At 67.4% G+C, this 17,767-nt stretch carries 12 protein-coding genes; 2 read left to right on the forward strand and 10 right to left on the reverse strand.

Translation table 11 applies throughout. From position 1 onward, the window contains the following. Positions 1 to 130: 130 nt before the first annotated feature. A complete protein-coding gene (locus ACWDZ6_RS30480) occupies positions 131 to 382 on the reverse strand; it encodes a hypothetical protein (protein ID WP_451505402.1) in 252 nt (83 codons plus the stop codon). 261 nt (positions 383 to 643) lie between these two features. Between ACWDZ6_RS30480 and ACWDZ6_RS30485 the strand changes: the two genes are divergently transcribed. Both ACWDZ6_RS30485 and ACWDZ6_RS30490 read left to right on the forward strand, forming a co-directional pair. Further along, entirely contained in the window at positions 644 to 1,150 is a 507-nt protein-coding gene (locus tag ACWDZ6_RS30485; protein WP_451505403.1) for a riboflavin kinase, read from the forward strand. A gap of 178 nt (positions 1,151 to 1,328) precedes the next feature. Further along, positions 1,329 to 2,102: a GntR family transcriptional regulator gene (locus ACWDZ6_RS30490; RefSeq protein WP_451505404.1), complete on the forward strand. Its 774-nt coding sequence runs from the start codon at positions 1,329 to 1,331 to the stop codon at positions 2,100 to 2,102. A gap of 100 nt (positions 2,103 to 2,202) precedes the next feature. Here ACWDZ6_RS30490 and ACWDZ6_RS30495 read toward each other — a convergent pair whose 3' ends face one another. The 9 genes from ACWDZ6_RS30495 to ACWDZ6_RS30535 form a co-directional block, all read right to left on the reverse strand. Beyond that, entirely contained in the window at positions 2,203 to 6,012 is a 3,810-nt protein-coding gene (locus tag ACWDZ6_RS30495; RefSeq protein ID WP_451505405.1) for an ABC transporter ATP-binding protein, read from the reverse strand. A gap of 63 nt (positions 6,013 to 6,075) precedes the next feature. Next, positions 6,076 to 7,071, reverse strand: a complete 996-nt coding sequence (locus tag ACWDZ6_RS30500; protein WP_451505406.1) for an ABC transporter permease — start codon at positions 7,069 to 7,071, stop codon at positions 6,076 to 6,078. A gap of 27 nt (positions 7,072 to 7,098) precedes the next feature. Beyond that, positions 7,099 to 7,977 carry an ABC transporter permease gene (locus tag ACWDZ6_RS30505; RefSeq protein WP_451505407.1) on the reverse strand — a complete coding sequence of 293 codons (879 nt, stop codon included), beginning with the start codon at positions 7,975 to 7,977 and terminating at the stop codon, positions 7,099 to 7,101. A 115-nt stretch (positions 7,978 to 8,092) separates the two neighbouring features. Continuing rightward, positions 8,093 to 9,289, reverse strand: coding sequence for an MFS transporter (locus ACWDZ6_RS30510; protein ID WP_451505408.1), 1,197 nt, complete (start codon positions 9,287 to 9,289; stop codon positions 8,093 to 8,095). A 50-nt stretch (positions 9,290 to 9,339) separates the two neighbouring features. Next, positions 9,340 to 10,656, reverse strand: a complete 1,317-nt coding sequence (locus ACWDZ6_RS30515) for an NtaA/DmoA family FMN-dependent monooxygenase (protein WP_451505409.1) — start codon at positions 10,654 to 10,656, stop codon at positions 9,340 to 9,342. Positions 10,657 to 10,867: 211 nt separating this feature from the next. After that, positions 10,868 to 12,850, reverse strand: coding sequence for a dipeptide ABC transporter ATP-binding protein (locus ACWDZ6_RS30520; protein ID WP_451505410.1), 1,983 nt, complete (start codon positions 12,848 to 12,850; stop codon positions 10,868 to 10,870). Positions 12,851 to 12,953: 103 nt separating this feature from the next. Continuing rightward, positions 12,954 to 14,579 (reverse strand): ABC transporter substrate-binding protein, encoded by a 1,626-nt coding sequence (locus tag ACWDZ6_RS30525; RefSeq protein WP_451505411.1) that lies wholly within the window; start codon positions 14,577 to 14,579, stop codon positions 12,954 to 12,956. 295 nt (positions 14,580 to 14,874) lie between these two features. Next, on the reverse strand, positions 14,875 to 16,167 hold the full coding sequence (locus ACWDZ6_RS30530) for an MFS transporter (protein ID WP_451505412.1): 1,293 nt from the start codon (positions 16,165 to 16,167) through the stop codon (positions 14,875 to 14,877). A 75-nt stretch (positions 16,168 to 16,242) separates the two neighbouring features. After that, positions 16,243 to 17,568: an NtaA/DmoA family FMN-dependent monooxygenase gene (locus ACWDZ6_RS30535; RefSeq protein WP_451505413.1), complete on the reverse strand. Its 1,326-nt coding sequence runs from the start codon at positions 17,566 to 17,568 to the stop codon at positions 16,243 to 16,245. Between the last annotated feature and the right edge of the window lie 199 nt (positions 17,569 to 17,767).

Below are 17,767 nucleotides of genomic sequence, written 5' to 3' on the forward strand. Positions count from 1 at the left end.
CACTCGAGCCGGCCGAGGTCGCGGACGAGCTCTGCAAGGTCATGGCCGAGACTCGCCGTACCTCCGGGGGAACCTGAGCAGCTTCTGATCGAGCCCGTCGATTCGCCGGCCCTCCGGACCGGAGCGCGGCTCACGTGGACAGCGACCTGAGGGCACGCAGGTCGGCGGCGGTCGGATACCGCCAGACGAGGTAGCCGAGGGGTACCCCCGTTCGGTCGGCCAGCCACTCGTGGTTGAGCTCGGTGGGGTCGGCCTGCTGGGCGGCATCGACCAGCAGCCGGGTGCGACGAGTGTCCCGGTCCGATGCGATGACGCGATGGTCGCGCGGCGTCTTACGCCGAGGGCCGTTCCAGCGACGATACCTAGTGCCTCGGAACTTCATGCCGGGGAGTCAAGCGCGCCGCTGTTGCTCTGGGGTCACTCTCTGGTTGCCGGTCCTTTGCGCTGGCCTTGGCGCTTCGGGGAGGCGGGGAGGAGGCATGCCGTGGCCGTTGTCGACGTCCGGAGGCGCGCCGGCAGGGATGCGCATCACAGCCCGCAACGGCGTAATCCAGACGTCACCGCCGACTTGTTCGCCCGCAATGGGGATCCGTCGCACTGGTCCTTGGCCCAACCGTTCCCCCCGTGCCGCAGGAGAGACAAGATGGACTCGACCTTGACCAGCACCGTCCTCGGCGTGCCGCTTGGTGCGCGACTGAGGCTTCGTCGATATTCGGACAGAACAGCGTCCAAGCAGGTGGGGCTCATCGAGGGACGGGTCGAGCATGGCGACCGGCGGGGCCGCGAGCTCGGCTTCCCCACCGCCAACATCGTGCTGGGCGACGAGAGCGCGAGCGACGGAGTGTGGGCTGGGCTCGTGCAGCTGCCCGACGGCGACACGTACGGCGCAGCCGTGTCGGTCGGCCGGAGGGCCACGTTTTACGGTCGCGACGGGATCCGCCTCCTCGAAGCACACCTGTTGGACTTCTCCGGTGACCTCTACGGTCAGTGGCTGCGGGTCTGTCTCGACCACAGGATTCGACCGCAGCGCCGCTTCTCCGACATCGAGGCGCTGGTGAAGCGGATGCACCAGGACATCGCCGACGCCCGGCTCTGGCTGAATTCGAACGCCTGCCTGCGAGTCTCCGACGGCATTACTGACCAGCCCTGAGGGGCGACCTGCTGTCCAGAGGGCAACCGATGGCGCAATATGTACGTCGCATCTGAGGATGATTGAGGCAACACTCCCGTGCTTCCATGATCAGGCTGGATGGCCGCCGCTTCGAAGGGGGTTTCCTCGTGCAGATGATCTGTTGCCTCGTCACGCCGCAGAACCGTGGCGGTCGGCGGTGACGACCCACCCTGTCGGGCCGGTGCGCCCCGAGACGCTGTACCAACGGCACCGCCAGACTCCGGACCGGCTGAACAACTCGATGCGCAGGGCCTACGACCTCCTGCGTTCCTCCCTCCAGAGCAGTTGCGAGAGCCAGTACCTGGTCGAGGGGGAGCTGACCGGCGCCTTGTCGGCGAGCCGCAACACGGTGCGTGCGGTCCTGCAGCTTCTGGCCAAGGACGGTCTGGTCACGCGCAGCCCGAAGCGGGGCACGCGCTCTGCCCGTGTGACGACCTTGCGGATCAACCACATCGCCCCCGTCGAGGCGTTCGGCGGCGAGAGGGCCATCCACACCCAGCTCCGTGCCCTGGAGTACCAGACCCTGGGTTGCCCGGGCCTGGTGCGTGAGCGACTGCAGCTCGTGGGGGACTGGACCGTGCTCATGATGGAGTCACTCCTCCTCCGGCACGAGATGGTGCTGGGCATCTCGGTGAGCTACGTCGCGCTGAGTCCCGAGGAGTCCCGAGGAGTCGTTGTCGACGAACCTGACGCGATCTTGTTCCTGGAGAAGCACTTTGACGTCAGGATCCGCGGAAGCAAGTCGACGACGATCGGTGCGATCGCAGCCGACGAGCAGTCCGCGTGGTTGGTGGGTGTGGAGGTCGGAGCGCCCATGCTCTTCTTGGAGGACGTCCTGGAGGACGAGCAGGGCCAGCCCAGGGCGCTGTCGCAGTTCCGGCTGCGGAGCGACTTGATCGCCTTCCAGACCCACGCAGTCCGATCGACCTGACCCACGCCGATCAGCCTGCCGGAGGACAGCCCATGACCTCACCCCCCGGGAGCCCGCCGACCGTTGCGGCCTTGCCCGACCGGGCGTCGTGTCCAGCCCTTCACTCGTGGCTGTGGGCGGCACTCGTCACCATCGCCGCCCACAGCGCCGCATAGTGGCCTCCCAGCTTGAGAAGCTCGTCGTGGGAGCCGTCCTCGACAATCAGCCCGTTGTCCACGACCAGGATGCGCTGGGAGGCTCGTGCCGTCTGGAGCCGATGCGCGATCAGCAGCGTCGTACGTCCCCTCGCGGCCAGTCCCATCGCTCGCTGGACGCGTGCCTCGGTGGCGAGGTCCAGGTTGGCCGTCGCCTCGTCGAGCAACAGGATCGCGGGGTCGACGAGGAGTGCCCGCGCCAGGCTCAAAAGCTGGCGTTGGCCGGCCGACAGTGACCGGCCCTGCTCGCTCACCGGGGTGTGGTAGCCGAGCGGCAGCTCGGCGATGAAGGCGTGTGCCCCCACTGCGCGAGCGGCCCGCTCCACGAGAAGGTCGGGCGCCTCGGGCTTCCCGTAGGCGATGTTGGAACGGATCGTTCCCGAAAAGAGGAAAGGTTCCTGGGGGACGAACCCGAGTTGGTGGCGGTAGGCCGCCAGGTCGAGCTGCTTGATCGGGATGCCGTCGAGGCTCACCGTGCCCGCGGAGGCGTCGTAGAACCGGGCCACCAGCTTGACCAGGGTCGACTTACCTGCACCGGTGGTGCCGACCAGAGCGACGACCTGCCCGGGCGGGATCTCGAGGCTCACGTCGTCCATCGCGACCAGGCCTGTGCTCTCGTAGGCGAACGTCACGTGGTCCAGGGAGATCCTGCCGGACAGGCGCCCCGGGACGACGGGGTCCTCGGCGAGCGGGGTGCCCGTCGGCGTCTGCAGGAGCTCTCGCAGCTGGACGACCGCGACCTTCGCCTGTAGCCATTGGTCGAAGACGAGGGACAGCTGCTGGATCGGCGTGAAGAACTGGTCGAGGTAGAGCAGAAACGCAATCAGCAGCCCGTAGGACAGGTCACCCTCGATGACACGCGGGGCGCCGACCGCGAGCGCGATGGCCTTGGCGACGGTGCTCAACAGCTGGAGCAGCGGGAAGAACCGGGCGATCAGCTCGGCCGAGCGAATCCGGGCCTCGCAGTAGGAGTCGGCCAGCGTCGCGAACCGCGCTCCGTTCGCCTGCTGCCGGCAGTAGGCCTGGCTGACCGCGACGCCGGCGAGGCTCTCCTGCATGGTGGCGTAGAGCACCGACACCCGGTGGCGCGCGGTCAGGTATGTCCTCCCCGAAGCGGAGCGGAACCACAGTGTCGTGACCACCAGGATCGGCAGCACCGCCGAGACGGCGAGGGCGAGCTGGACGTCGAAGATGATGAGGGCAACGGCGATACCGGCGCACGACAGCAGACTCACCATCGCGGTCAGCAGTCCCTGCTGCAACAGCTGGGCGAAGGCCTCGACGTCGGAGGTCATCCGGGTCATGATCGTGCCGGCCATGTGCTGCTCGTAGTAATTGAGCGACAGTCGTTGCAGGTGCGCGAGCGTACGCACCCGCAGCCCGAACAGCATGCGCTCGGCAGTGCGCTGGGCGGAGTAGATCATCACCCTGCTGTTGACCCAGATGACGCCTTGGATGGCCAGGAGGACGACACAGACCCAGGTGAGCATCTGGCGGGAGTGCTGGAGGACGCCGTGGTCGATGCCGAACTTGATCAGCACGGGCGTCGCGATCCACGACACGGCGTCGACGACCACCATGACCGAGACCAGCAACAGCGGCTTGGTGAAGGACCGGAAGACGCTCCCGATGGAGAACTGGTCGTGTGGCGCGACTGCCTCTACGAGGTCGATGTCGGGCTCGCCGCGCAGCTCGGGGAGGCGCTCCACGGCCTGGAGCAGCGTGGGTGACACCGTGGCCAAACCGGCGAGGGTCGAGGTGTCGCCACTCATACCGGGGCCGTGCGAGCCGGACGCCGCCCGCGTGGCGGCCTCGCTGGTGTGGCTGCTGATCTTGGGTGCGCCCAGCCGTGACACGTCCTCCGGCCAGGCGGCGGGGTCCAGCTCGGTGACCGGTTCCTCAGGCCCTGCCTCGAAGTCCGCGTCGGGTCCGGTCAGGAGCTCACGGAAGAGCTGGGATCTCTCGAGCAGCTCTTCGGTGGTCCCGACGTCGACGATCCGGCCGTGGTCGAGCACGATGACCCGATCCGCCAGAAGGAGGGTCGAGTGCCGGTGGGCGATCAGCACGGTCGTCCGCTGGGCGAGGACCTCCCCCAGCGAGCGGTGGATGGCGTGCTCCGTGCGCGCGTCGATGGCCGACGTGGCGTCGTCAAGGATCAGCACCTGGGGGCTGGTCAGAGCCGCTCGGGCGAGTGCGAGTCGTTGCCGTTGCCCGCCGGACAGGGTGAAGCCGCGTTCGCCCACGACGGTGTCGTAGCCGTCGGGGAGCCCGGCGATGAAGCCGTGCGCATGGGCTGCGACCGCCGCGTGCTCCACCTCGTCGGTGGTGGCCGTCGGCCTGCCGAACGCGATGTTGTCGCGGATCGTCGTCGAGAAGAGGAAGCCTTCCTCGAACACCATCCCGACCGCGGCACGCAGCGAGGTCAGGCTGTACTCGCGGATGTCGCGGCCGTCGATGCGCACCACTCCCGACGTGGGGTCGTGGAACCGGGCGATGAGATGGGCCAGGGTGGACTTCCCCGAACCCGAGGCCCCCACGACGGCGATCCGCTCCCCCGGGTTCACCCGCAGCGAGATGTCGTGCAACACCAAGTCGCCACCGGGGTAACGGAAGTCGACATGGTCGAGTTCGAGCAGCCCTTCGGGGTTCTCCAGCCGGACGGCGTGGGGACGCTCCTGCACGCGTGATTGCGTCGACAGCAGCTCGACGACCCGCTGGGCGCCCGCTCGCGCCTGCTGGCTGGTGGCCATCAGGCCGGACAGGAAGCGCACCGGGGCAACGAGCTGCAGGACGTAGCTGGAGAAGGCGAGGAACACGCCGAGTGAGACCTGGTCCTCCATGACAAGCCAGCCCCCGAAGCCGAGGATGGCCAGCTGGGTGAGACCGGGGATGGCATCCAGGCCGGCGCCGAACACCGCGTTGATCCTCGCGGTGCGGAGCCGGGACTGGAAAAGCTTGCGCGCCTCGTCGTTGAGCGACGCCTGCTCCTGCTCCTCCTGCCCGAAAGCCTTGACGACCCGGACTCCGGTGACCGCCTCCTCCACGACCCCGGCCACGCTGCCCTGGAACCGCTGGTCCATCCAGCTCGCGGGGAACGACCGGCTACGGAACCTCATGGCCACACCGAGGAACACGGGTACGGCCACCAGCATCACTGCTGCCAGGAGGGGGGAGAGGTAGACCATCACGGCCAGCGACACGATGAGCAAGGTGATGTTGCCGTACGCCAGTCCCATCTGCTGGAGGAACATCTGGATCAAGGTGAGGTCCGATGTCGCCCGCGACATCACGTCCCCGACACGCAGCTCGTCGCGCCGCGCGGCGTCCAGGTACTGCATGTGCCGGTGCAGCTTGATCTGGAGGTCCCGCTGGACGCGCACGGCGGCTCTCCCGCCGATCGTGCGGCGCAGGTAGTTCGCCACGAAGCCGGCGAGTCCGGCGACGAGCAGGAGCACGATCCAGCTGGCTCGGGAACGCCTCTCGGAGAGGATCGTGTCGTCGAGAACGACCTGCTGGATCAGCGGGATGAGACCCATCAGGCCCATCGCGACGACGGCGCACCCGACGCCGAGCCAGATACGCAAGCGCTCTCGCCGGTCGAGCACGGGTGCCAGCAGTTGGAGGGTCCCGCGCGTGTACACCGGACGGTACTGGGTGGCCACCTCCACGTCGGGCTCGAGGGAGTCTGCCTCGCGGATGTCGAGTGGAGTGGTCATGGGCACATGAGAAGGGGCGCGGATTTCCGCGCCCCTTCTCATGCATTGCCGGTCGATTGCGCCTCAGACGGCGATCCGCGGATCTGCTGCCGCTTGGAGGACGTCGACGACGATGTTGGCCACCACGTAGAGGAGGCCGACGACCAGCGTGATTCCGGCGATGGTGTTGAAGTCTCCCTTGCCGATCGACTGTGAGATGTACAGGCCGATCCCGGGTCTGGCAAAGATCGCCTCGACCAGGATGCAGTTCCCGATCATCCCGGCGAGCTGCAGTCCCATCAATGCGAGCACCGGGCCGAGGGCGTTACGGAGTGCGTGCTTGACGAGGATCTGATTCCCGCTCAGGCCCTTGGCCCTGGCAGTACGGGTGTACTCCGCTCGAAGGGTGCCCTCCAGGCTGCTTCTCAGGACGCGACCAACGGCCACGGCAGGTGCGATCGCGATGCACAACGCCGGGAGGATGAGATGTTTCAAGCCGTCGAGGAACAGGCCCGGCCGACCCGCCACCAGGCTGTCCACCAGGAGGAATCCGGTCGGGCCCGACGGCGCGTCGTACGCCGATGTTTTGCCGGTGACCGGCAGAAGGTCGAGCCAGCGGTAGAAGACCAGCATCGCGATCAGGCAGGCCAGGAACACGGGCACCGAGGCGCCAGAGATCATCACCACCCGCAGCACTCCCGATCCGCGCCACCGCTGCGCCGTGGCCAGCCCCAGGAAGAACCCGATCACGGCGATCAGCACGAGTGCCATGAACACGAGCTCAAGCGTGACCGGCAGGAACTTCACGATGTCCGACGCAACGAGCGAGCGCGTCACCGTCGAGGTCCCGAGGTCACCCTGCACTGCGTTCCCCAGGTAGTGGAAGAACTGCACCGGCACCGGCTTGTCGAGTCCCAGTTGCCGGCGGGCGGCTTCGTACACCTCCGGCGGTGCCTTCTCCCCGACCAGGGCCACGACGGGATCGACCGGCGCCACCTTCTGCAGGACGAAGACCAGCAGGACCAGTGCGATCAGGACGGGAAGCGCTCCAAGCAACCGACGCCCCAAGGTCATCAGCATGATGCCACCTCACGTTGGCCTGTCCTGTCAGCGGTCACGGATGCGGTCCCTGAGTGCGTCGCCGGCGAAGTTGCTCACGATGGCGATAAGGGCGACGGCTGCAGCAGGGAACACGGGGATCCACCACGCGCTGAAGATGTTGGTCATGCCTTGGGCACTCATAGCCCCCAGCTCCGGCGCGGGTTGCGGCGCACCCAGACCGAGGAACGAGAGGCTCGAGAGCATCAACACCAGCGCTGACACGTCCAGGCTCGCAGTGACGATGGTGACCGGGATGGCTCCGGGCAGCAGGTGTCTGGTGAGCCGGCGCACCGGTCCGGCCCCCGAGATCTTGGCCGCCTCCATGTGGGGAGAGGCCCGCAGCTTGCGTACCTCGGCGCGGATGATGCGCGTGTACAACGGCCACCACACGATCGAGATGCCGAGGAGGGTGTGGAAGTAGGACGGGCCAAGGGCCGCGACCACGGCGACCGCCAGGATCGGCCCGGGCAGTGCCAGGAACACGTCGGTGATCCGCATCAGGATGTTGTCGATGATGCCGCCGACAGCCCCGGCGACGAGACCGACCAGCCCACCGAAGAGGACACCGGAGGCGACGACCGCCAGGGCGCCCCACCAGCTCGTGGACATGCCGACGAGCACGCGACTGAGCACGTCACGTCCCACCGTGTCGGTCCCGAGAAGAAAGCCGGATCCGGGCGCGGACATCGGTGCCCCGGCCGGCACCAGGGGGTCATAGGGCGCGATGGCTTCCGCGAAGATCGCGATGAAGAACATCGCTGCCAGTGCGGCGAAGGCGACCCAGCCGGCCACCGGCGTGCCGTGGAAATACTGTCTGAGGCCTTGACCGAATCTGGTCCCGACCGGGACCAGATCTTTGGCGACGTAGGGCTCAGCAATGGCCATGATTCCTCCTCATCCTGCTCGTCCTCGACCCTGCGGTCACGGGCTCCTGATGGGATCCATTGGGAACAAGTGCACCTCTCGGTGGTGGCATTGACAGTGCAATCACGTTGCTGGTTCATTGCGCGCGTATCGCGCGCGTTTCACGCAGGGGACTCGATCCGGCCAGCACTGCCGCGCACAGCAGGACGAGCCCTCCGCCGACCACGCACCCCGTCGCCCCCAGCACCCCGAAGAGCATGCTGACGCTGCCCGAGCCGCTGAACGAGCCCACCCCGCAGGCGATCCGGTAGGTGGCCACGGCGATCGAAGGGTCCGGGCCGGTGGCGACGACCAGCACCGGTGGTGCTGCCAGAGCGACTCCGTCGACGAGTCCGAACAGCACAGCCGCGGCGAGGAAACCACCGAGCGAATGTGCGGCCAGAAGCGCGCCCAGGGCGATCACGCCGAGCCCGAACGCCCACACGAGCGCTCGAGCCGGGGGGACCTTCTCGAACAGCGTGCCCGAGGTGCCGAGGACCACGATCTCCACCATGGAGAGCACGCCCAGGGAGATTCCGATGCCGGCGGCGGTGAGACCCGCTGCGTCCCCGATCAGCGGGAAAGCGGTGTTTTCGATCCCACTGCGCAGGTAGTTGCCGAAGAGCCCCAGCGCGAGTGCGACGCGGAATGCTCGGCGGACCCCGAGTCGGGGCAGGCCGATACGGGGTCTGCCGAGCTCGTCCGAGGCCGGCAGGCGCGGTAGCAGCAGGACCACCAGCGCGCCCGCCGTCAGGCCGGCTCCGCAGCAGACCGCGAAGGCGAGCCGGTAGCCATCGACCCCCGCGAGCCGTGTGGCCAGGATGCCGCCGACCGGCGCGCCGACGGAGCCGCCGAGCATCTGCAGGCTCGCGTTCGAGCCGAGAGCGCGGTGCGGGCGAGCGCGCATCCGCACCGTCACCTGTAGCGCCGCGCCGGCGACCACCGCGCTGGCTGTGCCCTGGACGACCCGGGCGGCGATCAGCTCCGGCGCGCGGTCAGCCAGCCCGTAGCAGGCCTCGCTGACCGCGAAGAGCACCATCCCGACCACGGCCGTTGAGCGAGCGTCGATCCGGGTGACAACCCGGGTTCCCAGGACGTCGACCAGGATCAGCCCGGCCGCGGAGCTCATGATGAAGACTGTGACGAGGACCGGGCTGAGTCCCAGCTTGATCGCGTAGAGCAGCTCGATCGGCGCGGTCATCGCCATGATGAACCCGACCAGGATCATCGTCAGCGAATGCCCGGCCGACTCCCGGAACCGGGCAAGCGCGCTGTCGGCTGCGTACGCCGGCACGATCAACGCCGGCCGTGGGACGTGTGGGGCGTGGTCAACGCCCGCCTCGATCAGAACTCACGGAGGGTCTCGCGCAGGGTGGACTTGGTGTACTCGGTGCGCGTGTACCCGAGGCGCTGCAGCGCGGGCATCAGGCCGTCACAGACGGCGTTGATGTAGTTGCGGGACAGGTCCCAGCCGGGCTTGCTGATCAGGAAGCCGTCGCCGCCGACCTCCTCCATCGCTTCGCCCATCTTCTTGGCGACCTGCTCCGGAGTGCCCACCAGCTCCAGACCCCGCTTGGCGCGGTGCAGCACCAACTCGCGCAGGGTCTTGGGGCCGGAGGTCCCGTCGCCCCGCATGAAGTACTCCAGGGATCCGCGTTCGCCGTTGGTGGTCAGGCCCTCGGGGAGCGGCTCGTCCAGGTCGAACTGCTTGAAGTCGATCTCGGTGTTGGACGAGATGTTCACCAGTGACTTCTCGATGTACGACGGGTGGTTGAGAACCCGTTCGACCTCGGCGCGGGCTTCGGCTTCGGTGGCGGCGATGGTGGGGGAAACGACGAAGAGGAGCTTGATCTCGTCGGGGTCGCGGCCTGCTGCTTCGGCGCGGGCGCGGATGTCGTCGCGGTATTCCTTCATGCCTTCGATGCCGGTGCCGACCGCGATGATCGCATCAGCGGCACCCGCGGCGAACGCACGCCCCCGGGGGGAGGCTCCTGCCTGGAAGAACGCTGGACGGTGCTGGGGTGAGGGCACGGTGTTGAGGGGGCCGCGGGACTTGAAGTACTTACCGTCGAAGTCGATGGTGCGGACCTTGCGGTGGTCGGCGTAGGTGTGGGTCTTCCGGTCCATGACGACCGCGTCGGGCTCCCAGGAATTCCACAGCTGGTTGACAACGTCGAAGTACTCCTCGGCGACGTTGTAGCGCTCGTCGTGCTCGGGAAGACCATCGAGACCGAAGTTCTGGGCGGCGCGGTCCTCGGCCGAGGAGACGATGTTCCAGCCGAACCGGCCCTGGGCGATCGAGTCGACGGTGGAGCAGGCGCGGGCCAGCAGATACGGCGGGTAGAACGAGGTCGACATCGTCGCCACCACGCCCATCCTGGACGTGTTGGCAGCGACCAGAACGGCCAGCGGGACCGGGTCCTGCTTGGGCGCGAAGACGGCGTTCTTGAGCGACCCCTCCATGGTGCCGCCGTACGCGTCGGCCACCATGACGGTGTCCTCGATCATCATGAAGTCGAAGCAGGCCCGCTCCATCGACCGGGCCATGTCGACGTGGAACGTGCCGTTGGCCCAGTCCTTCACGTCCGGGGAGGCCCACTCGGACTGCCAGTCCGGCGGCGTGAAGTTCATGAACCAACCCAGGTGGAACATCTTCATCATGTGCGTCTGCCTGCCTTTCCTGCTGTCTCTGCTGTCTCCGCCGCGAATGACGTCGCCGGGCTGTTCGGCACCGCGCCATTGCGTGCCTCGGTCCTTGGTGACCTCATGACATCCCGCGTCGATGTCACGTCGAAGGCGCCGTGATAGCGCATGTATTGCGCCGCTGCGACCGTGGTTCGCCTCTCGGGCCGACGGGGTGACGCACGCCCAGTCATCCCTCGTTCGCGGGGTGCATGGTCAGATGACACGAGGCGGCCCGACCCCCGCGGCCGTCGATGGAGTAGAGGAATGGCGCCTCGGTGGAGCATCGGTCGATCCGCTCGCGGCAGCGCGGGTGGAACGAGCAACCCGACGGCACGGAAAGCGGGCTTGCCGGCTCGCCCGGCAGTCGCACGGGCGCGACCCCAGGGGTGGGGATCGCGGCGAGCAGGGCTTTGGTGTACGGGTGCTTGGGGGAGGTGATGACATCCTCGGTCGGCCCCAGCTCGACGATCTGTCCGAGGTACATCACCGCGGTGCGGTCGGAGATGAAGCGCGCAGCGGCCAAATCATGGGTGACGAACATGACGGCCATCCCGAGCCCGCGCCGCAGGTCTTGAAGCAGGTTGAGCACGGACGCGGCCAGGGAGGCGTCCAGAGCGGAGGTGGGCTCGTCGCACAGCAGCAGCTTCGGAGGGACGATGACGGCCCTGGCGAACGCGACCCGCTGGCGCTGACCTCCCGAGAGCAGGCCCGCCTTGATGCCGGCCACGTCCGGGGGAAGCCCCACCTGGCGCAGTGCCCGGTCGACCAGTTCCCGGCGGTCTGCCTTGCTGGTCTGCTTGATCAGCCGCTCGCCCACGATCTCGCCCACAGTCAGCCAGGGTGTGAGCGAGGCACCGGCGTCCTGGAACACCATTTGGGGCTGGCCGCCGGGTCTCTCGACGGTTCCGCCGTCGGGCGCCATCAGCCCTGCGACGACACGGAGCAACGTCGATTTCCCCGACCCGGACTCGCCCACAACGGCCATCGACTCGCCGGGAGCGATCTCGAGGATCACATTGCGCAGCGCGTGGAGCTGGTCCTTATTGAGCAGCCCGCGCCTGACCGTGAACCGCTTGTCGACGCCGTTGATCCGCAGCGCGGGAGCATCGTCGTCGACCTCGGCCATGGGCCGGAACGACGGTGCGGCGGCGATTATCGCCTCTTGCCTCGTCGCTCCGGGCACGATGCAGGCTGCGACACCCGAGTGCGTGGACGCACGGGTCAGCACCGGCAGCGTTTCGGCGCATTCATTGGTGGCCGCCGAGCACCGGAGGGCGAAGGCGCAACCACACGGATGTGCCCGAGGGTCCGGAGGTTCACCCGGGAGCGCCGGGATCGGCCGGCCCGTCGGCAGGTCGAGATCCAGCCGGGCGTTCAGCAGGCCCACGGTGTAGGGGTGTGACGGGGCTCGCAGGACCTCATCCTTCTTTCCGACCTCGGCCACCCGACCGCCGTACATGACCGCGATCCGGTCCGCCACCTGTGAGGCCACGCCGATGTCGTGAGTGACCAGGACGAAGGATGTGCCGAGTTCGTCGCAGAGGTCGCGGATGAGCGCGAGGACCTGAGCCTGCACTGTCACGTCGAGTGCCGTGGTGGGCTCGTCTGCGATCACCAGGTCCGGCTTGCCGGCGACCGCCATGGCTATCATCACGCGCTGCCTGAGCCCACCCGACAGCTCGTGGGGGAACGCCTTCATCCGCCGCCCGGGGTCCGGGATCCCGACGAGGTCGAGAAGCCGGAGCGCCTCCTCCTCGGACCCGGCCGCCTCCACCACCTGGCGACCGACGCGCATCGTGGGGTTGAGCGAGGTCATGGGGTCCTGGAACACCGCGCCGAGGTGCAGCTTGCGCATGCGGCGCCGTTCCTCGTCCGACGCGGACACCATGTCGACGCCGCATACCTCGGCCTTTCCGGTGACCACGGGCATCGGATCGCCCGCGAGCAGCCCGAGGAGGGCCAGACTCATCACGCTCTTGCCCGAGCCGGACTCCCCGACGACGGCGAGGATCTCGCCGGGGTGGATGTCGAGGGTAACGCCGCGCAGCGAGTGGACGGGCACCCCCCGACGCCTGAAGGTGACCGTGAGGTCCTCCACCCGAGCGCGTGTTGCGGTGAGTGGTTCGGCGAGTGCTGCGGCACTGCCCGAATAAGTGCTGGTGCTGGTCATCGTTCATGCCTTCCTCAACCTGTTGGCGGTGAAGATGGAGGTGAGGTGGGAGTTCTGCTCCAGCCCCTCCAGGTACGTGTGCAAGTGAGGCGCCGCTACCGGCTCAGATCCGTTTGATCTTGGCCGAGTTGAAGATGTAGGGGAGGTACGAATCGAGCTCGACGCCGCTGATGCCGGAGTGGGTGACGAAGTTCTGCGGGATACGGCACAACGGGACAAACAAGGCTTCGTCTGCGATGATCTTCGTGATCCTGAGGTAGACGTCGTTGGTCTTGTCCTCGGTGCCCTTGGTGATCGCCTCGTCCATGAGCGCGTCCACCTTGGGGTTGCTGTACTGGTACGCGTTCAGGGGCTTCGCGCCGGTGCGCAGGAAGATCCGCAGCGCGGTGTCCAGGTGCAGCGCGTCACCCCCCATCGTTCCCAGGATCATGTCCGGCCGCTTGGCAGCCGGCTGATTGCACAGGTCGAACCACTCCGCCGAGGGCATCGCCCGGATGGTGATCTTCAGCCCGGTCGGGGCGAGCTGGGACTGGATGAGCTCGGCCATCTGCTGGGCCGGTGCGCCGTTGGACGACACCCAGGCGAAGTCGACCTGCTTGTCCGACAACGAGGCGACTTTCTTGGTCAGCGGACCGAGGTCGACCTCCGGGGCGAAGGGCGCAAGGCCGTCGGGGAACATGTTCTCCGGCCAGAAGTTCTTCTGGACCGTGGTGAGCCCCTGGAAGGACGTCTTGATGGCCGTGGCGCGGTCGATGGCGGTCATCATCGCCTGCCGCAGGGACTTGTCGCTGAACAGTCCCGCGTCAGGGTTCATGTAGAGCGACATCATCGATGCGCCGGTGGTCGTCGTGACCGAGTACTCCTTGCTCTTCTTGTACCTGAGCACGTCGGCGATGGCGAACCCATGGCTGACCAGGTCGAACGCACCCTGGTCCAATTGGAGCTTCTGGGTCGCGATCTCGGGAGTGACCTCGATCCGGATCGTCTTGAAGTAAGGCTGCTTGCCCCAGTAGCCGTCGAACCTTTCCAGGACGTAGTGGCTTGCCGGCACGAACTGCTTCATGACGTAGGCGCCGGTGCCCGCGTCGTGGGTCTTGAGCCACTTCTGGGCCAGGTCGCCGCTCGCCTCGTGCTTGGCGACCGCCGTGGGGCTGGTCACCAGCATCTTCCACGGGCAGGCCGCGTAGTGGAGGAAGGCGTTGTTGGGCTCCTTGAGCTTGATGACGAGGGTGGTCGCATCCTTCGCCTCGGCCTTCTCCATCCCTTTCACCATGTAGGCCGGCCCCTGGTTGACTGCGGCCCGACGCTTGAAGCTCTTCACCCACGCCTCGGCGTCGGCGGGTGTCCCGTCGTGAAATTTCACGCCCGGCTTCAGCAGGAAGGTATAGGTCAGCTGGTCGTCGGACACCGTCCAGGATTCCGCCAGCTGCGGGACTATCTCGGGAGTACCGGGCTTGTAGGTGACGAGGCCGTCGTAGCACGCGAGCATGACCTGGACGCCCTCGCCCTCGTACATGATGTCCGGGTCGGGGACCTGCATGTCCTGCAGGAACGGCATGCGCAGGGTGAGGTTGCCCGCGCCGTCCTCGGTGGCCCCATCGCCACACGCCTGGAGCAGGCTCATCAGGCTGACGCTGCCGAGCGTGATGCCGCCTGCCTTGAGCAAGTTGCGACGGCTCAGCTGGATGCGCGGCTCCGGGCTGCGCTGGTCTTCGGTCTTGGTGGACAAGGGGTCCCTCCTACGACGGGGGCTCAGAGAGCGTGTGGATAGTGCGGTGAGGAAGGGGTGGAGGCGTTCGGCCGGTCTCCACGCTGTTTGAGCAGGATCAAAGCGGCGGTGTGTGACACCGCAGCGTCGTCATCGTGGCTTTCCCATTGCGCCTGGTTCGTGACAGATGAGGTCTGTGTAACGAAAGCCGCCGATGCCATGAGGGCGCCCAGGAGAGCCAAAGGCACGGGCGTCACAACGGGACTCGGGCACGCCGTCCGTCTCGGCGGGCAGCCCCTGCGACCGAGCGGGGTACTCAGGCCCCGGAAGAGGGGCGGAGGGCAGTCTCCGGGGCGGCTGACAGCAGGTCACGCAGGCGCAGCACGACCGTCAGCACCGCGACCATCCCGACCATGGAGGACAGCATCAGGGCGTTCCTCGTGCCGAGCAGCTCGGCACCCGCTCCGATCGCCACCATCCCGAGCGGCAGCGCGCCGATCGCGGTGCTGAGCACCCCGAGAGCGGCGCCGCGTTCGGTGTCGTGTGCGGACTCGATCGCAAGGAGACTCTGCATGGACCCGAACCCGCCCTGGCCCATCCCGGCCACGAACAAGGCGAGGAAGGCGAGTCCGAACAGAGGCGCGGTGGAGAAGCAGAACAGGCCGAGCAGAGCAACCATCGAGCCGACCGCGAAGACCAGCCCGTGCCGGTGGATGGGCCGGGTACTCAGGACGATTCCGCAGAGGATCTGGCCGCAGCCCGCAGCGGCGCCCAGGGCGCCGGCGAGCACGGCGTCGGTGGAGAACTCATCGGCCACGAGAGGTACCAGCGGGATGTAGCCGAACATGAACAGGTTCATCGCCACGGTCACACCCAGAGTGGCCAACAGGCGCCTGCTGCGCCGGGCGAGCCCGATGCTGGCGGCGGCCTGCGCGGCGATCGACACGCGCGCACCGGGGTCGCGCGGCGTGGCGTAGCGAGGACTGGGGACCAGCCACAGCAAAGCCGCTGAGAAGCAGAGCAGTACGCCCATCCCTGCGAATCCCGCCCCCATGCCGACGTGGTCGATGAGCGCACCACCACCGAGCGTGCCGAACATGGCCGATCCTGCCTGTGCAGTGGACTCGATTGTCATCGCCTGCCCGCCGAAACGCGGACCTACAGTCTCGAAGATGAGGGGGCGCTGCGCGGTCATGTTCACCAAGCCGCCTATTCCCAGCGCGAACATGAACGGGAATGTCATCCAGATCTCGACCCGTCCGGACTGGACGAGTCCGAACATCGCGAACTCGATGGGGATCAGCACCAGTTGGACGCGGCGAACGAGCTTGCGGCGATCCAGCCGGTCGCTGATCACCCCAGCCACGAAGCCACCGGCGAGCATCGGAGCGAAGATGAGCGCGCCGACAACCTGGTTGAGGATGGGCGAACCGGACAGCTGGACCAGCAGGTAGCTCGTGGTGAACAGGCCACCCCACCGCGTGGTGTGCCAGATGAAGGAGCTCACGCAGAGGTAGCGGTAGCCGGGAACCTGGAACAGCGCCCGCAACGAGTTCGGCGGCGCGGGATCGGCCGGGTGCGGGGTGGATCGTGCTTCGTCCGTGGTCATCCGGTGTCCACCGCCCGTTGGATTTCCGCGCGTTCGACCGGGGATCGGGGCACCGCCCAGGACGCCGAGGTCACGTCAGAACTCGAGCAGGTTGTCGCGGAACATCTCGTGGGAGTACACGGTGCGCGTCAGCCCGCGCCTCTGCAGCTCGGGCACAAGCCCGTCGCAGATCTCGCTGATGGAGCGCCGCGTGAGGACATCCTGGGTGATCAGGAACCCGTCGCCGCCCACCGTGGCCATGACGTCACCCATCTGGTCGGCGACCTCGGACGGCGTTCCCAACAGCTCGACGCGCTGACCGGCGCTGGTGGACGACTGCACGGCGACCTCGCGCAGAGTCCGTTCCCAGTTGTGTGCGACGAACTGCTGCAGCGAGCTCTGGTGGCCGTTGGTCACCATCAGGGACGCCAGGTCCTTGATCGGGGTGTCCAGGTCGAAGACGGAGAAGTCGATGTCCGTCGCGTAACCCATCCCGGCGAGGCGCGTCACCGGGTTGGCTGCCGCCTCCTCCTGGGCCTGCCGTCGACGCTCCACGGCCGCCTGATGGGTCTCCCCCAGGATCGGTGACACCAGGAACAGCACCTTCACCGAGTCCGGGTCGCGACCGTGCGCCTCGGCACGGGCTCGGACGTCGTCGCGGTACGCCTTCATCTGCTCGACCGTGGTCGCCGAGGCGATGATCGAGTCGGCGTACTTCGACGCGTAGGCCCGGCCCTTGTCCGATCCGCCCGCCTGGACGATGACAGACCTGCCCTGCGGGGAGCGAGCCGAGTTGATGGGTCCCCGCGACTTGTAGAACTCCCCGTGGAAGTCGACCGGGTGCACCTTGGCCGGGTCGGCGAAGATCCCGTCCTGGTCGACCACCATTGAGCCCGGCCCCCAGGACTCCCAGAGCTTGATGACCAGCTCGGTGAACTCCTCCGCCATGTCGTAGCGGATGTCGTGATCAGGCTGGGCGTCGTGGCCGTAGTTCTGTGCCGCACGGTCCGAGCTCGCGGTGACCATGTTCCACCCGGCCCGGCCCCGGGAGACATGGTCCATCGTCGAGACGAGCCGTGCGAGCAGGTACGGGGGGTACTCCGTGATCGCCAGCGTCGCGACGATCCCCAGGCGTGAGGTGTTCTGGGTGAGGATCGAGGCCAGGACCGACGGGTCGAACTTGGGGACCGCGTACGCGTTCTCCAGGTAGAAGTCGTGCTTGCCCTGCCAGGCGTCGGGCACGAACGACGAGTCCTCGATGATGAAGTAGTCGAAGCACGCGCGCTCCAAGGAGCGCGCCATGTCGACGTAGAAGTCCGGGAGCATTCCCTCGGACTTGTGGGTGCCGATCCACTGGTCCTGCCAGCCGTGCACGCGGTAGCCGTTCATGAACCAACCCAGGTGGAACTTCTTGGCTTGCAACCCGGCCTCCCGATCTCTCCATGCGAACGACGGCGTCCGGTGCCGGCGCCGGCCTTGGTACGGGAAACTAGACAGGCAGCGTGACACTGGCGGATCACGACCGTTCCGCGGCGATTGCGCCGTCCAGGCAGTTCTGCCGACGGGGTCGCAGCGGCGCAATGGAGGGTTTACTGCGCGAACCTGACCGGGAAATCCGCCG

This window comes from Streptomyces sp. NPDC002926, assembly GCF_053591755.1.

What these genes read in the sequence shown, in the direction of transcription:
- ACWDZ6_RS30480 (WP_451505402.1), bottom strand. Translation starts at nt 382, where the DNA reads ATGAAGTTCCGAGGCACTAGGTATCGTCGCTGGAACGGCCCTCGGCGT.
- ACWDZ6_RS30485 (WP_451505403.1), top strand. Translation starts at nt 644, where the DNA reads ATGGACTCGACCTTGACCAGCACCGTCCTCGGCGTGCCGCTTGGTGCG.
- ACWDZ6_RS30495 (WP_451505405.1), bottom strand. Translation starts at nt 6,012, where the DNA reads ATGACCACTCCACTCGACATCCGCGAGGCAGACTCCCTCGAGCCCGAC.
- ACWDZ6_RS30500 (WP_451505406.1), bottom strand. Translation starts at nt 7,071, where the DNA reads ATGCTGATGACCTTGGGGCGTCGGTTGCTTGGAGCGCTTCCCGTCCTG.
- ACWDZ6_RS30505 (WP_451505407.1), bottom strand. Translation starts at nt 7,977, where the DNA reads ATGGCCATTGCTGAGCCCTACGTCGCCAAAGATCTGGTCCCGGTCGGG.
- ACWDZ6_RS30515 (WP_451505409.1), bottom strand. Translation starts at nt 10,656, where the DNA reads ATGATGAAGATGTTCCACCTGGGTTGGTTCATGAACTTCACGCCGCCG.
- ACWDZ6_RS30520 (WP_451505410.1), bottom strand. Translation starts at nt 12,850, where the DNA reads ATGACCAGCACCAGCACTTATTCGGGCAGTGCCGCAGCACTCGCCGAA.
- ACWDZ6_RS30530 (WP_451505412.1), bottom strand. Translation starts at nt 16,167, where the DNA reads ATGACCACGGACGAAGCACGATCCACCCCGCACCCGGCCGATCCCGCG.